Origin of the sequence: Xanthobacter wiegelii, assembly GCF_043193855.2 — a bacterium.
Taxonomy (GTDB): domain Bacteria; phylum Pseudomonadota; class Alphaproteobacteria; order Rhizobiales; family Xanthobacteraceae; genus Xanthobacter; species Xanthobacter flavus_A.
In genome coordinates, this window is record NZ_CM195529.1 from 4,293,457 (window position 1) to 4,310,228 (window position 16,772).

Here is a 16,772-nt window from a genome sequence, read left to right on the forward strand (position 1 = left end):
TAAAATAATCATGGTGGGGCTTGCTCCAAGCCCTGACCGGAGCCGGCTGATCGGGCGGTATCCTCCGGGATGCCGCCCGAAATCGTTCCGGAGCCGAGCAGCGCCGCCATCCCGGTCGGTGCCCCACGCGCGACGATGCGGCCGCCATCCATCACGATGATCTCGTCCATCGCGTCGAGGCCGGCCCGACGGTGGGTGATGAACAGGAGCGACTGATCGCGCCCCACGCCGAGAAGGCCGTCCAGCACCCGCCGCTCGGTTTCGCCGTCGAGTCCCTCGGTGGGTTCATCGAGAATCAGGATCGGCGCGTCCTTCAGAAGGGCACGCGCCAGACCGAGGCGCCGGGCCTCGCCGCCGGACACCTTCGCCCCGTTGGCGCCGAGGAAGGTATCGAGCCCCTCCGGCTGCGCCGCGACGAAGGCGAGGATGCCCGCCCGCTCCAGCGCCGCCTCCAGCTTGCCTTGGGATGCATCGGGGTCGGCGATCAGCAAATTCTCCCGGATGGTCGCCGTGAACAGGTGATCGTGCTGCGCCAGCACCGCCATGCGGCGGCGCAGGGCATCGGAATTGAACGCGGCGAGGTTCGAACCGGCGAAGGTCACCTCGCCCGGTCCCGGGGCGCGGAACCTGAGTGCCAGCGCGACGAGGCTCGATTTGCCCGATCCGCTCGCCCCAACCACGCCGATCCGCCGGCCGGGGGTCAGCGCCAGATTGATGTCCGTCAGCGCCGCGGCGGTCGCGCCGGGATAGGTGAGCCCCGCATGGGCGAACGCGAGCGCCCCGGCCTCGGGCACCGGCTGCGGCGTGGCTGGCTCCTCCACCGGCGGCGGACGGTCGATAAGGCCGAAGATGCGGCGGGCAGAGGCAAGCGTCGAAGGCAAGGTCTGGAAGGCGAGCGGCAGCGGCGCCACCGCCTCGAACAGGGAGAGGGCGAGCAGCGCCAGCATGGGCAGGTCGGCCCCCGGCAGCGTGCCCGCCAGCACCCGCGGCGCGGCGATCATCAGCACCAGCACGAGGGACAGTTGCGCGAACAGGCCGACGCCCGCGCCTGCAAAACCGAGGATGCCGGCGAGCCGGTGTTCACGGGCGATGAGCGTGTCGCTGGTCTCATCCAGCGCGGTACGATGGCGGCGGTCGGGATCATAGATGGAGAGTTCGGCGCGCCCCTCGATATGATCCACCAGCAGAGCGTTGAGCTGCGCCGTGCCGGCCGTCACCTCCCGCGCGGCGTTCGCCCCGAGCCGGTGAACGAGAAGCGGCAGGCCGAGCCCCGCGAGGAGTGCGGCAGTGCCGATGCCCACCGCCATGCCCGCATCATGGAGCGCAAGGAACGCGAGGCCCGCGCCGAGCACCAGCACGCCGGCGATCACCGGCGAAAGGATGCGCAGGAAGGCGAATTCCAGCCGGTCGATATCGCCCTTGAGCCGGGCGAGCAGGTCGCCGGACCTCTGGTCCTCCAGCGCCGCCGGGGCGAGCGGAATGAGCCGCGCGAAGAACCACGGCCGCAGCGCCGCCACGAATTTCAGCGTCGCCTCATGACCGACGATCCGCTCGCCATAGCGCCCGACGGTGCGCACCACGGCATAGGCCCGGATGGCCGCCGAGGGGGTGAAATAATTCACGCTCGCCCCCGTCGCGCCGGCCAGCGCCATGGCCGCGATGAACCAGCCGGAGGTGGCCATCAACGCAATATGGGCGAGGGTGGCGAGGGCGGAGACGAGGATGGCCAGCGCCATCCAGCCGGCATGGGGCGCCATCAGGCGCAGGAGGCGCAGTGCGTCCTTCATCGAGCCGCCTCCGCTTCGCCGATGGTGGAGGCCAAATCCGGCACGAGATCGCCATCGCGCACGCCATGGCGCAGGAGGTCCGCCGGCGTGCCCTCGGCGACGATCCGCCCGCGCGCAAGCACGATGATGCGGTCGGCATCCGCCACGCTCGCCAAGCGATGGGCGGCGACGAGTCCGGTGCGACCGGCGAGGAGACGCGACAGGGCGGCCTGCACGGCGGCCTCGCTCTCCCGGTCGAGATGGGCGGTGGGCTCGTCCAGCACCACCAGCGGAGCGGCCCGATAGAAGGCGCGGGCGACGGCGAGGCGGTGGGCCTGTCCGCCTGACAGGCCTGCTCCGCTTTCACCCACGTATGCCGCGAGGCCACCGGGCAAGTCGGCGACCACATCGGCGAGGCCGGCATCGGCCACCGCCCGGGCCAGCCGCGCGGGATCCGGCGCGGCCTCGCCGGGGGCGATGTTGGCGGCGAGCGATCCGGCGAACAGGCGTGGGCGCTGGGGCACGTAGGCCATGCGGCGCCGCACGGCAGCAATGTCCAGTTCCGCCAGCGGCACGCCGTTCACCAGCACACGGCCGGCGGTGGGGCGCACGAAGCCGAGCACGAGGTTGAGGATGGAAGACTTTCCGGCGCCCGAAGGCCCGACCAGCGCCACCGTCTCGCGCGGGTCAACCGAGAAGCTCACATCCTCCAGCGCGACGCGCCCGTCCGGGAAGGTGAGGGAGACGTTCTCGAAGCGGATGGAGATGGCCTCGGGTCCGGGCGTTGGCGCCGAGCCACCGCTCTCGGCGAGGGCGGGCATCTCTTCCAGCGCGACGAGGCGCTCGGCGGCGCCGATGGCCTCCATGCGGGCGTGATAGGCGGTGCCCATGGCGCGCAGCGGCGCATAGAATTCCGGCGCCAGCAGCAGCACGAACAGGCCGGGAAAGAAGGCCATCTCGCCCCACAGCAGGCGGAAGCCGATGAAGATGGCGATGAGGGCGATGGAGACGGTGGCAAAGAATTCCAGCACCGCCGATGACAGGAAAGCGACGCGCAGCACCGCCATCGTGTCGCGCCGGTAGTCGTCGGCCACGGCGGCCACCTCCGCCACCATGCGGTCGGCCGCGTTGAACGCCTTCAGCGTCGCAAGCCCCTGCACCGCATCGAGCAGGTGCCCGGACATGCGGGCGAGCCGGCGCCACTGCTTCTGGTTCAGCGCCTCGGTGCCCTTGCCGATGAGGATCATGAAGATCGGGATGAAGGGCGCCGTCGCCAGCAGGATGAGGCCGGACACCCAGTCGAACGGGAACACCGCGACCAGCACCGCCACCGGCAGCATCACCGCCAGCACCGAGGCCGGGATGTAGCGGGAATAATAGGGTTCGACGGCGCGCACGCCCTCCGCCAGCGCCGCCACCAGTTCGCCGGTGCGCGCCTCGGCGAGGCCCACGGGGCCGATGGCCTCCACGCGATCGAGGAGCCGGGCGCGCAGGGCGCGCATCACCTTCGCCGCGGCGGCGAAGCCGAAATGCTCGCTCGCCCAAACCGCGCCGAAGCGCAGCAGGATCGCGCAAACGAGGGCGGCAAGCTCGAAGACGTGCGCGGAGAGCGCCTCCCGGCGGAACAGCACGGCATCGATGATGCGGGCGACGAGAAAGGCCTGCGCGATGATGAGGAGCCCGGTCGCCGCCGATGCCGCGAGGGATCGGCCGAGGTCCGCCCGCGCCGTGCCGCGAAAGCCCGACAGGAAGGCGGAGAGGCGCTTGCGGTCCGTGGCGATAGCGACCCCTCCCTCGTTCATGGTCCGGGCGCAACCGCCCGGAGGCAGCCGGGAGATACCACACGCGCCCGCCGTCCACACTGCGATGAAGGCGCCCAGGCGGAGCGCCAGTCCGCAGAGCCTAGGCGGGGGGCTGCTCCGCGTCTTCCCCGTTCGCCCGCGCGGCGAGGCCTTGATGGAGCAGGTCCACCACCTCGTGCGGCAGGTTGAGGGCGAGAGCTGCGGCGTGGCCTTCCTCGGACATCTTCCCCCAGGTCTTGGCGAGGATGCCGGCCACCTTCTCCGGCTCCGGGCGATGCTTCAACAGGAAGGCATCCAGTTCGTGGGTGAGGAAGACGAGCACCGCCACGTCCTCCAGGGCCTGCATGTCCGGATCCTGCTTCAGCCGGTCCTTGCGGACGATCTTGCCCACGCGCTCGGCGAAGTCCGCCTCGAATCCAAGGCCGCGCAGGATCTCGGCGATGCGGCGCTCATGGACGTTCTTCAGCTCCATGCGCCAGCGGAAATAGCCGGCCTTGCCCGCCGGATAGGTCTCGCGCGGGATGGTGAAGCGCTCGATGTGCTGGCCCCGCGCGGCGATCCTCAGCGCGTCGGAGGCATCCGGCCGGAAGCGGGCCAGCGCCTGCGTCATGCGCTGGCCGTAGAGCACCGCAGCCGGCACGCTCCGGCCGTCCACATCCACCCGAACGGGATCGGCGGCGTTGGCGGCATCGATGGCGGCGTAGGCCCTCTCCAGCAAGGCGGCGGGAATCGCATCGCGCGTCATCGGGGCTCCTGTCGGGCTTCAGGCGGCCATCATGCCGGTCGGTGCGCGCGTGTCTAGCGCAGGCGCAGCCGTGCCCAGCGCCACAGCGCCCGCGCGCGGCGCTTCAGTTCGTCGAGCCTCAGCCATTCCACCACCGAGCGATGCACGGAGGCGGCGGTCTCGATCACATAAGCCATCCAGCGCACCGTCATCAGCTGCGCCTTGCCGGCAGAAAAGATGCGCTCGATGAGCACGAAGCTCACCAGATGCGCCAGCAGGAACAGGACTGTGCCGGTGCGCACATGGCCGTTGGCGATGTGAATGAGCGCGAGGAACTTCACCGGCTCCACCACGCCGTACGGCACCACAATGAGCACCAGCACCGCATAGGCCGGCAGGCGGCCGACCCACGCCTCGAACCGCTGCACCAGCTTGAGCGCGGCGAGCCAATTCAGCAGCGGGCGATAGAGCGGGCGGACCAGCTCGTCGAGCAGGATGACAACCCCGACCACCAGCCGGAACGCGAGGCGCAGGACCCCGAGGAGCGGATTGCGCGTGCGGACGGGACGGGGCGACGGGGATTCGACCATGGCACAATGATGCCGGGTAAACCGCCACCGCGATATATGCCGCTGCGGAATGGCGCTGGCAGATCCGGAGCGGTTCAGGCCAGCTCGGCGGCCGGAATCCACTCGGGTTCGTAGGGCTCGATCGTTCCGAGTTCCACGGCCCTCTCCAAGGCATCGAGGCAGTCCGGCAAATTGGCGATATCGAAGCGCACGAGATCCGTCAGTGAGAAGCGCCACCAACGCAGACGCTCGAGGCGGACGATCGTTTCCGGATCGAACCGATAGCGCACGATCTGCGCCGGATTGCCTGCGACGATGGCATAGGCCGGGACGTCGCGCGTGATGCACGAGAGCGCACCGATCACCGCGCCGTTCCCGATGGTGACCCCGGAGCGGACGAAGGCATCCTGCCCGATCCAGACGTCATGGCCGATCTTCACCGGCTTCACGCTGCTGGCAAACCAGTGCCGCTCAGGAGCATCTGTGCCGGATACAAAACGATCCCAACCATAAAGCGTCGGATTTTCAAAACTCGAACTGGTCGAAAGCCGGGATATATCGTGCTCATTGGCGCCCAGCGTGACGCCCGGCGCGATCGAGCAATATCGGCCCACTTCCACCCAGCACGCATGTCCCGCTGCGTGCAGCATGGAAAAGGCACCGAAGCGGGACGGGAACTCGCTCCGAATGTGCTTGGTCACCAGACAGGGTGGCTCAAACGCCAACGCCGCATGTGCGCTCGATGCATCGATGTTGGCTTGCACGCCCGCGTTCACCGCGCCCCCCTCATCCGACCGCTCCACCCTTCGGGCCGGGACAGAAAAGGCACCGGGTCGTTCATCAGGACTCCTTCCCAGAGCACATTTTCCGAGCTCGTGAGCAAGGCTTAACGGCAAAAGTACGAGAACTGGACCGAGGACGCAACCAAGTCTGCGGACCATGGGTCGGCATCAGGATCTGGCCGGTCCAGTTGGAGGGAAAGCGATGTGGAAGCATAAGTTCCAGGTCTCCCCGAGTTTGAATCACCTCACGACTTCGAAAGCCGGCGGCCCGCCACGGCCTTTACCGTCCGCCGACCTCGCGCCTATCGGGCGGAGGGCCGAATGTCCGTGCCGACGCGGCGGGGGCGACCGGCGCGGGTTGCGGCCGGTGGGGCCGTCGATCGGCGGGGGATGAGGGTCGGCGCGGCGATGCGCAGGCGGTCGGCGCTGGTCGCGGGGCCGCGCGTCAAAAGGTCCAGCGCGTCGGCGGCGATCTGGTCGAACGGCACGCGCACGGAGGTGAGCGGGGTCGGCAGGCGGCTGACGATCGGGATGTCGTTATAGCCCACGATGGAGACATCGCCGGGCACGGACAGGCCGAGCCGGGCGAGCGTCGAGAGGGCGCCGATGGCGGTGTTGTCGTTCACCGCGAAGAGCGCCGTGGGCGGCTCGGCCGTGCTCATGAGCCGCTCGGCCGCGTCCGCTCCCGAATCGATGCCAAAGGTGGATTCGACCACGAGCACCGGGTCATCCGCGATGCCGGCCTCCGCGAGCGCCTGCCGGTAGCCTTCCACGCGCCCCTGGCTGCTGGATGCGTAGGACGGGCCGGCGATGAGGCCGATGCGGCGATGGCCGAGGTCGATCAGATGCCGCGTGGCGAGGTATCCGCCAAGCCGGTCGTCGCCCACCGACGCCAGGCTTCGCCCGTCGCTGCGCAAAGCGAGCACATAGGGCACGCCGCGATCTGAAAGTTCCTGGGCGAAGTCGTCCCCTTCCCGCGCGGTGGAGAGGACAAGTCCGTCGACGCCCCGCTGGAGCAGCGTCTGCGCGGCCTTGCGGTCGGCGCGCGGCTCGTCGTCGGTGGTGGCGACGATGGCGAACTGTCCGGTGCGGGCGCAGGCGCGGGCGAGCGCCTCGTAGAGCATGGCCATCACGGTGTCGGTCAGCCGGGGCACGATGACGCCGATGGTGTCGGTCTGGCCGCGGCGCAGGCTTGCTGCGGAGACGTCGCGCACATAGCCGAGGCTCTCCGCCACCTGCCGCACCCGCCGGGCGGTCGCATTCTCCGAGCGCGGCAGGCGCTCGTCGAGGATGCGCGAGACGGTGGACTTGGACACACCCGCCGCCGCCGCGACGTCAAGGATGGTGACGCGCCCCTGCCGCTCGTGCGGTTCGTCATCGTTCAACGGCTTGTGTCCTTCGATCCAGGGCCAGGTGACAGATTAGCGGTTGACAGGAGAAGGCGACAACCGCAATTATGGGAACGTTCCCGCTAACGATCCAACAAAAGCTGCGGGTCGGAGGAAGCGGGACCGGATTTTCGGTCTGAACGACCCCAAGGAAGGAACTGGAACCATGGCTATCGACTGGAAGGGCCTGAACCCCGCCCCCGTCACCCTCTTCAAGGACAACGGCGACGTCGACTTCGACGGCAACGCCCGCCTCGCCAAATGGCTGGCCGCCATTCCCGGCGTGAAGAGCCTCGTCATCCTCGGCCATGCCGGCGAGGGCACCTTCCTGACCTTCGAGGAGCAGATCGAGCTCATCCGCGTCTACAAGGACGCCACCCCCCTCCCGGTCATCGCCGGCATCACCGGTGAAGGCACCAAGGTCGCCGAGATCGAGGCCAAGAAGAAGTTCGACGCCGGCGCGAGCGGCGCGCTCGTGTATCCGAACCACGGCTGGCTGCGTTTCGGCTACCAGAAGGGCGCCCCGCAGGACCGCTACAAGGCCATCGCCCAGTCTGGCCTCGAGTGCATCCTGTTCCAGTATCCGGCCGTGACGAAGGCCAATTACGACCTCGACACCCAGCTCGAGATCGCCGCCATTCCGGGCGTGACCGCCACCAAGAACGGCGTGCGCGACATGAAGCGCTGGTACAACGAGATTCCCGCCCTGAAGAAGGCGTTCCCGAACCTCGCCATCATGTCCTGCCACGACGAGTGGCTGCTGCCCACCATGTTCGATGTGGACGGCCTGCTGGTCGGCTACGGCAACATGGCGCCCGAGCTGCTCATCGAATTCCTCAAGGCCGGCAAGGCGCAGGACTACACCCTCGCCCGCAAGTACCACGAGCAGCTGCTGCCCGTGACCCGCGCCGTCTATCACCGCGGCTCGCACATGGAGGGCACCGTCGCCCTCAAGCATGCGCTGCGCGCCCGTGGCCTCATCGACAACGTGAACATCCGCGAGCCGCTGAAGCCCCTCGGCGACGCCGCCGATGCCGAGATCCGCGCCGCCGTGAAGGCCTCGGGCCTCACCGTGGTCGCCGACGCCCTCGCCGCCTGATCGGCCACCGGGCACCAAACCGCACCGGACCGCTTCGGCGGTCCGGTGACGGGCCATGGCGAGCGCCGGCGCATCCGGCGTGCATAATTGAAAACAAGCCACAAACCGGGAGCAACCCGGGGCATCTGGAGGAAAACATGCTCAAGCGCCGGGACTTCCTGTTCTCGTCCGCTGCCCTCTTCGGCGCAGCCCTCGCCCCGACCGTCCTAAGGGCGGCGAGCGACTTTCCCAGCCGGCCCATCAAGCTCGTCGTCCCGTTCGCCCCCGGCGGCGGCGTCGACGTGTTCGCCCGCCTGATCGGACAGAAGCTCAAGGACCTCAAGGGCTACACCGTCGTCATCGACAACCGCAGCGGGGCCAACGGCACCACCGGCGGCAGCGCCGTGCGCAAGGCCGATCCGGACGGCTACACCATCCTCTTCTCGGCCGGCACCCATGTGATGGCCGGCAGCGTGATGAAGACGCCGCCCTATGACGCCGTCGCGGACTTCGCGCCCATCGCGCGGGCCGGCGAAGCGCCCATGATCATGGTGATGTCGCCCAAGCGGCCGCAGACCACCATCGCCGAGATCGTCGCCAGCGCCCGCAAGACCCCGCAGGACTGGAACCTCGCCGTCGCGGCCATGGGTTCGCCCGGCCACCTCGCGACCATCGAGTTCAACAAGCTGGCGGGCCTCAATCTCGATATCATCCCCTATCGCGGCACCGCTCCGGGCCTCAACGACGTGGCGGGCGGCAACGTCCAACTGATGATCGACCCGGTGCTGGCGCTGCTGCCCTACGCGCAGGCGGGAAATGTGAAGGCCATCGCCCTCACCTCCAGCAAGCGGAGCAGCCTCGCGCCGCAGGTTCCGACCGCGGCCGAAAGCGGCCTGCCCGGCCTCGACCAGTTCTCCTGGTACGGCGTTTGGGGCCCGAAGGACATGCCGCCGGACCTCGTGAAGACCCTCAATACCGCGGTGAACGAGGCCGTGCGTGCGCTGGCCGAGAGCGGGCAGCTCGCGAAGATCGGCATCGAGCCCATCTCCGAGACGCCGCAGCAGTTCGACGCCTTCCAGCGCGCCTACCTCAAGAAGGGCGCCGAACTGCTCGCCTCGGTGAATTTCGAGCCGAGCTGACGCAGCCCGGGCCGCGCGCCAAGCGGCCCCGGCTCCCCGTTTCTGAAAACAAGCCCCTCGACGACAAGGCCGCACGGCGCCCGTTTCCTCGCCCACCCGGCAGAACCTCTGCGCCTGTGCGCAGCAAGACCAAGAACAAATGCCCCCCTTGGAGGACCGAAATGCTCATGCAGACCCCACCCCGGATGGTGGCCGACGGCCCGGCGGACATCAGCGCCCGCATCGAGCGGCTGCCGGTGACGCGCCGGGTGTTCTGGACCCGAAACATCATCGGGGCCGCCACCTTCTTCGACGGCTACACCGTCATCGCCATCGCCTATGCGATGCCGGTGCTTGTGCGCGAATGGGGTCTCAATCCCGAGCAGACGGGCATGATCCTCTCCATGGGCTACCTCGGGCAGCTCATCGGGGCGGTGTTCTTCGGCTGGCTGGCCGAGCGCATCGGCCGCCTCAGCGTGCTGCTCTTCACCATCCTCTTGTTCGTCAGCATGGACATCGCCTGCCTGTTCGCCTGGGGCGCGGCCTCCATGATGGCCTTCCGCTTCATCCAGGGCATCGGCACCGGGGGCGAAGTGCCGGTGGCGAGCGCCTATATCAACGAATACATCGGCTCGAAGGGGCGCGGCCGCTTCTTCCTGCTGTACGAGGTGATGTTCCTGTTCGGCCTCGTGGGCGCCGGCCTCATCGCCCGGGCGCTGGTGCCGGTCTATGGCTGGCAGGCCATGTTCCTGGTGGGTCTCGTTCCCGCCGCCATCCTCATCCCGCTGCGCTTCTTCATGAAGGAATCGCCGCGCTGGCTCGCGTCCAAGGGGCGCTATGCGGAGGCCGACCGGATCGTGTCGGACCTGGAACGCAGCGCCATCGCCCAGGGCCATGTGCTGGCGGAGCCGAAGCCGGTGGCCGTGAAGGCGGTGGAGAAGTCCGGCATCCGCGAGCTGTTCAGCGGCATCTATCGCCGGCGCACGCTGACCATCTGGTCCATGTGGTTCTGCTCCTACCTCGTGGCCAACGGCATGATCGCCTGGCTGCCCACCCTCTACCGGCAGACCTTCAACCTGCCGCTGGAAACCGCGCTGCTCTACGGCCTGCTCACCTCGGTAGCCGGCGTGGTGGCCTCCATCGCCTGCGCGCTCCTCATCGACAAGGTCGGCCGCAAGCGCTGGTACACCTTCGCCTTCCTCACGGCGCCGCTCCCGCTGCTGGCGCTGGCGTGGATGGGCGCGACCTCCCCCACCGAGGTTCTGGTGCTCGCCGGCCTCGCCTATGCGATCGTGCAGACCATCACCTTCTCGCTCTACCTCTATTCGGCGGAGCTCTACCCGACCCGCCTCCGGGCGATCGGCACCGGGCTCGGCAGCGCCTGGCTGCGCCTCGGCTCCTCGGCCGGTCCCATCTTGGTCGGCACCATCATGGGCGCGGCGGGCATCCAGTATGTGTTCGCGGCCTTCGCCGGCATCCTCGTGGTCGGCGCCCTCGTCACCATGTTCTTCGCCATCGAGACCAAGGGCCGGGTGCTGGAGGAGCTTTCCCCGTAGCCTGCCTTCGCCGGAGCGACGCGCGATCAGGACGCCGGCGGACCCACTGCGGGCCTCACCTCTACGAGGCGGCCAGTCGCAGGGCCCTTGACCTTCATGCGGGAAGAAGGCCCATTGCCGGCCTCTTTTCCAAAGGGAGCCATCGAAGATGAGCGCGCCGGTGAAGATCGTGGTTCTCCTCTCCGCCCGCCCGGGCAAGGCGGAGGCGTTGCAGGCGCTGCTCACGGGCATGGCCGCCGCCACCCGCGCCGAGCCGGGCAACCTGCGCTGGGATTTCTGGCGCGACCAGTCCGAGCCGACGCGCTTCGTCATCGACGAGCTTTACGCGAATGCGGCGGCCGTCACCGCCCACCGCGAGACGGCGCACTTCGCGCATTATTTCGCGCACATCAACGACCTCGCCGAGCGCACCCCCTTCGTGCTCGATCCGGTCGATGTGGTGACCTGAGCCATCACGGCCCCGCCGGCCGCTCCGGACGGGGACGGCGGGGCGGGCGGGCGATCTCGGCGAGCGCGACGGCGACAAGGCCGAAGGCGCCCCCGATGAGCACATTCTCCACCCGCTCGGCGGCGATGCCGCTGCCCGTGCCGGCGAACGCCGCCGCGAGCGCGATGAAGAAGCAGCGTGCGCCGAACCCGATCACGTAGCGCGAAAACGCGATCAGCGTGAGCATGGCCCCGAGCACGCAGAAGGAATAGCCCACCTCGCTCACCGGCAGCGCCAGCCCGATGAGCAGGCCGAGCGGCGCGCCCACCAGCGCGCCCATGGCCCGGAGCCTCAGCTTGCCGGTGGAGGCGGAGAGGTCGCCCACCACGACGCTCGCCGCCGACCAGATCAGCCACTGGCCCTCGCGGATGTCGAACACCTCCACCAGCGCCGCCGCCGCGAACACGGCGGCCGCCGTCGCCACCGCCGGCCCGAGCCAGTCGCCGGAGCGCGGGCCGAAGATGTCGGCGCGGTCCGGCGTCCGACGACGGCCGTCCAGCGCCTGCACCGCGCAGACGAGGGTGAGCCCGACCGGCGAGAGGCCCAGCATCACGCCCGCCTGCCACAACGCCGCCTCGCCCAGCGCGCCCTCGCGGATCTCCAGCGCCAGATAGACGGCGGGTATGAAGACCCAATTGCCCAGCGTCCGAAGCAGCGTGCCGAAGCGGGTGACCGCCGCGGCCATGAAGCCGGTCACCGCCGCCAGAACCACGAAGAGCGGCGGGATGGGCGCCGCCAGGAACAGCAGCGCGAAGGTGGCGACGATGACGAGATACTGCACGATCACCGCCGAAGGGCTGAGCCGCAGCTTCAGCGCCGGGATCAGCAGCGAGACGGTGAGCAGGCACAGATTGACCAGCGCCGGCTCGCGGGTGAGCAGATATGCGATCACCAGCGGCCCGGTCACCGCCAGCGCCCGCGCAATGGCGCCGAGATGAAGCTCCTGCGCCAGAAGGGGACGCAGCCCCGCGCCGGCGCCAGTCACGGGCATGCCCGCCCGGCGCCCGGTGTCACCGGTCCCGGCACGCCGCGCCGCCCGCGCGCTCGGAGATTGCCGCCCATCCCTCTGCCCCTTCCCGCCACCATCCTACACCGGGTGCGGCGGACGGGGGAGCATCAGGCGGGACGGATGGCGAGCCGCGTCGCCGCCATGGCCCGGTAGGCCGAGGCCCGGCAGCTCAGCACCAGCACCTGCATGCGGCCGGAGGCCTCGGAGAGGATGTCCATCATGGTGTCGAAGCGGTCGTCGTCGGCGAAGACGAGGGCATCGTCCAGCACCAGCGAGGCCGGCTGCCCCTTGTCAATGAGGAGGTCGGCGAACGCGAGGCGGGTGAGGATGGCGATCTGCTCCTGCGTGCCCTTGCTCAGTATCTCCGCCGCTTCCTCGCGGCCGGCGCGGGTGAGAAGGCGCGGCTTGAGATCCTCGCCAAAGGACAGGCTGGCCGAGGGCAGCAGGCGCCGCACATAGGGCTCGATGCGCCGGGTGACGGGGGCGAGATAGCGCCGCGCCGCATCCTGCTGCGCCTCCTTCAGCACCTTGAGCAGCAGCGCCAGCGTGTCCGCCTCGCCCTTCAGGCGTGCGAGCGCGGCGGCGGCGGCCTCGGCCTCCTCGTCGGCGGCGGCCTTGCGGGTCGCGGGGCCTTCCCCGCCCAAGGTGCGCGCCTGCTCCTCCAGCCGCGCCACCGCGCCCGCCAGCTCCGGCAGCTGGGATTGCAGCGTGTCGCGCCTCTTTCGGAGACCGTCGCGACGGCGGATGAAGCCGTCCGCGTCCAGCCCCTCGGCGGCGCGGCGGGCGGTGTCGCAATCCACCAGCGCGCGGGCCTCGGCGGCACGGGCCTCTTCCAGGGCAGCGGCGAGATCGACGTCCGGGAGGGCCGCGCGGTCGGCGGCAAGGTCGGCGGCGAGGCGCGCCCGCTCCGCCTCGGCCCGCTCCAGCGCGGCCGTGAGGGCGACCTCCTTCAGCTCGCCCGCCTTCAGGCTCTCCAGAGCTGCCTCGCGGCGCGCGGCGGCCTCGGCCTCGGCGGCGCGGGCGGCGCGATAGGGCGTCTCGACGTCAGCGGCGGAGAACCCCGCATCCTTGGCCTCCGGCGCCGGGCGCTCCACGCCGGCGAGCGCGCCGCGCAGGGGATCGAGACCGGCGGGAATACCGAGGGCGGCATCGGCCGGACATTCGGCCTTGAGCCGGGTCTTGAGGCCGAGAAGCTCGGCCTCGTCGATGGCCCGCGCCCGGCCCGCCGCGCGGGCGGCCTGCGGAGCATCCTGGCCGACGCTCGAAAGGAAATCGGCGAGATCGCGCCGGGCCGCCCGAAGCCGCGCCAGCGCCGGCTCGCCCGAGGGTGGCGGGGCGAAGGCGAGGGTGCCGACGCCGGGAATGGCGAGGGTGCGCGGGCGGCTGAGGCGGATGGCACCTTCGCCGAGCGGCACGCCGTCGAGGAGAATCTCTGGCGCGCCCGGTTCAAGAGTCACGGTAAGGGTGGCGGCGCCGGCTTCCGCCTGGGCGCGCGCGGCGCTTTCCGCATCCTCCAGCTGGCGCAGGCGATCCATGGCGGCGGCGTCCATGCGCGAGGCCGCGATGCGGCTCTCCCGCGCGCGGATGTCCGCGGAGAGACCCTCGGCCCGGTCGAGCCGGGCGAAGGCGGAGGCGAAGGCGAGGCGGCGTTCGGCGGCGGCGCGTTCGGCGACGGACTGGTCCCGCCGCGTCTCCGCCTCCCGCAAGCCCGCGCGGGCGGCATCCAGCGCAGCGGCCGCAGCTTTTTCAGCGGAGCGGGCGTGGCCGATCACCTCGGCATGGGCGCTCACGGCCTCGGCGGCGCGCGCAACCTTCGCCTCGGCCTCCCGAAGCTGGCCCGCGAGCTTCTCGCGCCCCGCCCTGCGCTCCTCGAGCGCAGTGCGGCGGCCGGATTGCTCGCGCACGGCGAGGGTGGCGATCTCCAGCGCCTGGCCGGCGGCGCGGGCGCGGGCGATATCCTCGTCGAGCGTCTTCAGATCGGCATCGGTCTGCGGGTCCTCGATGTCGCGCACGAGGCGGCGACGCTCGTTGCGCCTATATTCCAACTGCTCCAGCACGCCCTCGAATTGCTCCAGCTCCCGCGCCCGCTCGGTGGCGGAAAGACGCGCGGCCTCGGCCGCCTCCATCGCCAGCTTCAATCGCTTGGTAGGCTTGCCACCGGGAGTAAGGAAATCCTCGAGCGCCTTCTCCACCTGCGCCACCACCGCCTTGGCCCGGCGCCCGCCGGTGACCGCGCCGATCTCGCCGGCCAGGGCCTCCTCCAGCGTGCGGCGGGCGGTCTCGCCCGGGCTGCCGAGGAGGAAGGACTGGCCCTGCTCCACCCACAGCAGCCCCAAAGCGCCACGGCTGTCATCATCGGCGCCGCGATTGCCGGCGGGCGCGAAACCGAGGAGCCCCTGCAATTTTTCCTCGGCGGCATCCGAGGCGAACCGCCCCTGCGGCCCCTCCAGCATCACGGAAGGCGACAGCAGAAACCGCTTGGTGAGGCGCCATTCCTCGCCGTTCACGTCGAAGGCCAGTTCCACGCTCGGCGCCACCTCGTCGCCCTGCGGACGGAAGGAGCGGATACGCTCGCTCTTGGCGCTGTGCCGTTCGAACAGGGCGGCGCGCAGGGCGTCCAGCACGGTGGATTTGCCGGTCTCATTGGGCTCGCAGACGAGATTCAGCCCGTCGGTGAAGCCGTCCACCACCACGGGGGCGCGGAACTTGCGGAAATTCTCGATCCGGAGACGACGAACCCGCATCACGCTTCCCCTGCCCTTTGGGCGCGCATCTGCTCCACATAAAGACGCTCCAGCGCCTGGGCGGCGAGCCGCCCCTCGGCCCCGCCCCCGCCCATCATCGCCCGCAGGCGCACGGCGGCGGCGTGGAGTTCGCCTTGCGTGTCGATCTCGGAGAGATCCGTGTCAGTGGGACGGGTCACGAGGTCGTCGGCAATCAGGTCCAGCCAGCGCATTTCGTGGGCGAGTTCATCCTCCAGCCGGCGCCGCACAGCCACCCGCTCGGCCAGGGTGACGAGGCCGGACAGCCGCAGCCGGCAGACCAGATCCTGCCGCGCCACGCCCGGCGCGAGGCCGGCGATGCGCGCGTCGAGATCGTCCGCGCCGGAAAGGGACCAGCCCTCCTCCAGCCAGTGATGGCGGCCGATGGGAAGCTCCATCACCTGCGGCGGGGCGCTGCCGGACATGTCCACCAGCAATGCGACGCCCGTGACCTCACGGCCGAAATCGTCCGGCTCGGGCGTGCCGCTGTAATAAGTGCGCTCATCGATGCGGATGCGGCCGTGCCAGTCGCCCAGCGCGAGATAGGCAAGGCCGGCGCGGCGGGCGCGGTCGACGGCGACGAGATTGGGGTCGGCGTCCCCGCCGAAGGTCTGCACCGAGCCGTGGGCGAGGCCGATGCGCAAGGCGCCCGGCGGGGTCTCGGCCGTGTCGAACCAGTGGGTCGGGTCAGCGACGCTGCGCTTGTGAGAGAGGGGGGCCGGCAGCAGCACGGCCTGCTCACCATCTGCGGCGCCCAGCTCCAGCGGCCGCGCCTCGGTGAGGGCCGAGACATTGGCCGGCGTGTCGGCGGCCAGCCGGCTCCACAATCCGTCGGCGCGCAAAGGATCGTGGTTGCCTGGCAGCAGCAGGAAGCGCACGTCGGCCTGTGCCTTCATGCGGTTGAGCGCCTGCCGGTAGACGCGATCCCCCGGCTCGGGGCTGTCGAACACGTCCCCGGCCACCAGCACCAGCGGCGCGCCGTTCGCACGGGCTGCGGCGGCGAGGCGGTCGATAACATCGAGCCGCGCCTCCTTCAGAACGGTGCGCGCCTCCTCCGGCACGCGGCCGAACGGCTTGCCCAGTTGCCAGTCAGACGTGTGGATGAAACGCATGCCCGCCTCCGCGCGCAGATGTGGCGCAGGCGCGGCAACGGCGCAAGGTCGGACCGGGGCCGCCCGTCCGACGGATCGATCTCCGGCGCCGATGATGTCGGCGAACGCACCCCAAGCGGCGTGCATCTTCATCTGCGACATTCGGTCTTTCAATACCGGCGCACACTCTTTGATCACGATCAAGGAATGGGCGAACACCCCCGCCTAGCGTTTCCGGATTGCGGGGCTTTCCGGGTCCGGCGGGGGTCCGAAAAGGCTGCCCGGCGGATCGTCGGTAGCGGCGCGGGGCCGGTCCGGCGTTTCGGGACAGGCCGCCGGAAGGCGACCGCAGAGATTTTCTTGATCCTTTCCAGAGGAGACCTTGTGATGAACGCCCTTTCCCAGCCCATCCTTGCCGCCGAAGCGTCCGCCACCGATGACGTGCTGATCCACGTCCGCTTCGAACCCAACGCCGACATCTTCACCATCGACCGGCTGCCCGAGGGCCAGAGCGGCAAGGCGTGGTTCGATCACCTCTACGCCAATGCGGCGTCCCATTACCGGACCTTTGCCAACGGCCGCGGCTTCTTCCGCATTCCGGCGTCCGTCTTCGCGACGCTCTGAACGCTTGTAAATCCGT

Annotated in this window: 14 protein-coding genes; 5 read left to right on the forward strand and 9 right to left on the reverse strand. The window is 69.9% G+C overall.

The genetic code is table 11. The annotated features are described in order from the left end of the window. Positions 1-8: 8 nt before the first annotated feature. The 6 genes from cydC to V5F63_RS20105 form a co-directional block, all read right to left on the reverse strand. On the reverse strand, positions 9-1,787 hold the full coding sequence (gene cydC / locus V5F63_RS20080; protein ID WP_394102749.1) for a thiol reductant ABC exporter subunit CydC: 1,779 nt from the start codon (positions 1,785-1,787) through the stop codon (positions 9-11). Beyond that, positions 1,784-3,568 carry a thiol reductant ABC exporter subunit CydD gene (cydD, locus tag V5F63_RS20085; protein ID WP_394102748.1) on the reverse strand — a complete coding sequence of 595 codons (1,785 nt, stop codon included), beginning with the start codon at positions 3,566-3,568 and terminating at the stop codon, positions 1,784-1,786. The genes cydC and cydD overlap by 4 nt, the downstream gene beginning before the upstream one ends. A gap of 100 nt (positions 3,569-3,668) precedes the next feature. Continuing rightward, positions 3,669-4,313: a DUF4202 domain-containing protein gene (locus V5F63_RS20090; protein WP_394102747.1), complete on the reverse strand. Its 645-nt coding sequence runs from the start codon at positions 4,311-4,313 to the stop codon at positions 3,669-3,671. A 53-nt stretch (positions 4,314-4,366) separates the two neighbouring features. Then, positions 4,367-4,882 (reverse strand): hypothetical protein, encoded by a 516-nt coding sequence (locus V5F63_RS20095; RefSeq protein ID WP_394102746.1) that lies wholly within the window; start codon positions 4,880-4,882, stop codon positions 4,367-4,369. 74 nt (positions 4,883-4,956) lie between these two features. After that, positions 4,957-5,637: a CatB-related O-acetyltransferase gene (locus tag V5F63_RS20100; protein ID WP_348634250.1), complete on the reverse strand. Its 681-nt coding sequence runs from the start codon at positions 5,635-5,637 to the stop codon at positions 4,957-4,959. 308 nt (positions 5,638-5,945) lie between these two features. Next, positions 5,946-7,028 carry a LacI family DNA-binding transcriptional regulator gene (locus V5F63_RS20105; protein WP_209485046.1) on the reverse strand — a complete coding sequence of 361 codons (1,083 nt, stop codon included), beginning with the start codon at positions 7,026-7,028 and terminating at the stop codon, positions 5,946-5,948. 169 nt (positions 7,029-7,197) lie between these two features. Here V5F63_RS20105 and V5F63_RS20110 point away from each other — a divergent pair, with 169 nt between their 5' ends. The 4 genes from V5F63_RS20110 (at position 7,198) to V5F63_RS20125 (ending at position 11,231) form a co-directional block, all read left to right on the forward strand. After that, positions 7,198-8,130 carry a dihydrodipicolinate synthase family protein gene (locus V5F63_RS20110; RefSeq protein ID WP_209485048.1) on the forward strand — a complete coding sequence of 311 codons (933 nt, stop codon included), beginning with the start codon at positions 7,198-7,200 and terminating at the stop codon, positions 8,128-8,130. Positions 8,131-8,267: 137 nt separating this feature from the next. After that, entirely contained in the window at positions 8,268-9,248 is a 981-nt protein-coding gene (locus V5F63_RS20115; protein WP_394102745.1) for a Bug family tripartite tricarboxylate transporter substrate binding protein, read from the forward strand. Between the two features lie 161 nt (positions 9,249-9,409). After that, positions 9,410-10,783 carry an MFS transporter gene (locus V5F63_RS20120; protein WP_394102744.1) on the forward strand — a complete coding sequence of 458 codons (1,374 nt, stop codon included), beginning with the start codon at positions 9,410-9,412 and terminating at the stop codon, positions 10,781-10,783. 148 nt (positions 10,784-10,931) lie between these two features. After that, complete coding sequence (locus tag V5F63_RS20125) at positions 10,932-11,231, forward strand: putative quinol monooxygenase (protein WP_394027774.1); 300 nt, start codon at positions 10,932-10,934, stop codon at positions 11,229-11,231. A 4-nt stretch (positions 11,232-11,235) separates the two neighbouring features. Here the strand turns inward: V5F63_RS20125 and V5F63_RS20130 are convergent, their stop codons facing one another. The 3 genes from V5F63_RS20130 to V5F63_RS20140 all read right to left on the reverse strand — a co-directional run bounded on the left by V5F63_RS20130 (position 11,236) and on the right by V5F63_RS20140 (position 16,153). Next, on the reverse strand, positions 11,236-12,261 hold the full coding sequence (locus V5F63_RS20130) for an FUSC family protein (protein ID WP_394102743.1): 1,026 nt from the start codon (positions 12,259-12,261) through the stop codon (positions 11,236-11,238). A 125-nt stretch (positions 12,262-12,386) separates the two neighbouring features. Next, positions 12,387-15,023: an AAA family ATPase gene (locus V5F63_RS20135; RefSeq protein WP_394102742.1), complete on the reverse strand. Its 2,637-nt coding sequence runs from the start codon at positions 15,021-15,023 to the stop codon at positions 12,387-12,389. Continuing rightward, on the reverse strand, positions 15,023-16,153 hold the full coding sequence (locus V5F63_RS20140) for a metallophosphoesterase family protein (RefSeq protein ID WP_394102741.1): 1,131 nt from the start codon (positions 16,151-16,153) through the stop codon (positions 15,023-15,025). The genes V5F63_RS20135 and V5F63_RS20140 overlap by 1 nt, the downstream gene beginning before the upstream one ends. 366 nt (positions 16,154-16,519) lie before the next feature. On the opposite strand from V5F63_RS20140, the gene V5F63_RS20145 reads away from it, so the two are divergent. Then, positions 16,520-16,756 carry a hypothetical protein gene (locus tag V5F63_RS20145; protein WP_209485062.1) on the forward strand — a complete coding sequence of 79 codons (237 nt, stop codon included), beginning with the start codon at positions 16,520-16,522 and terminating at the stop codon, positions 16,754-16,756. The last annotated feature ends 16 nt before the right edge of the window (positions 16,757-16,772 follow it).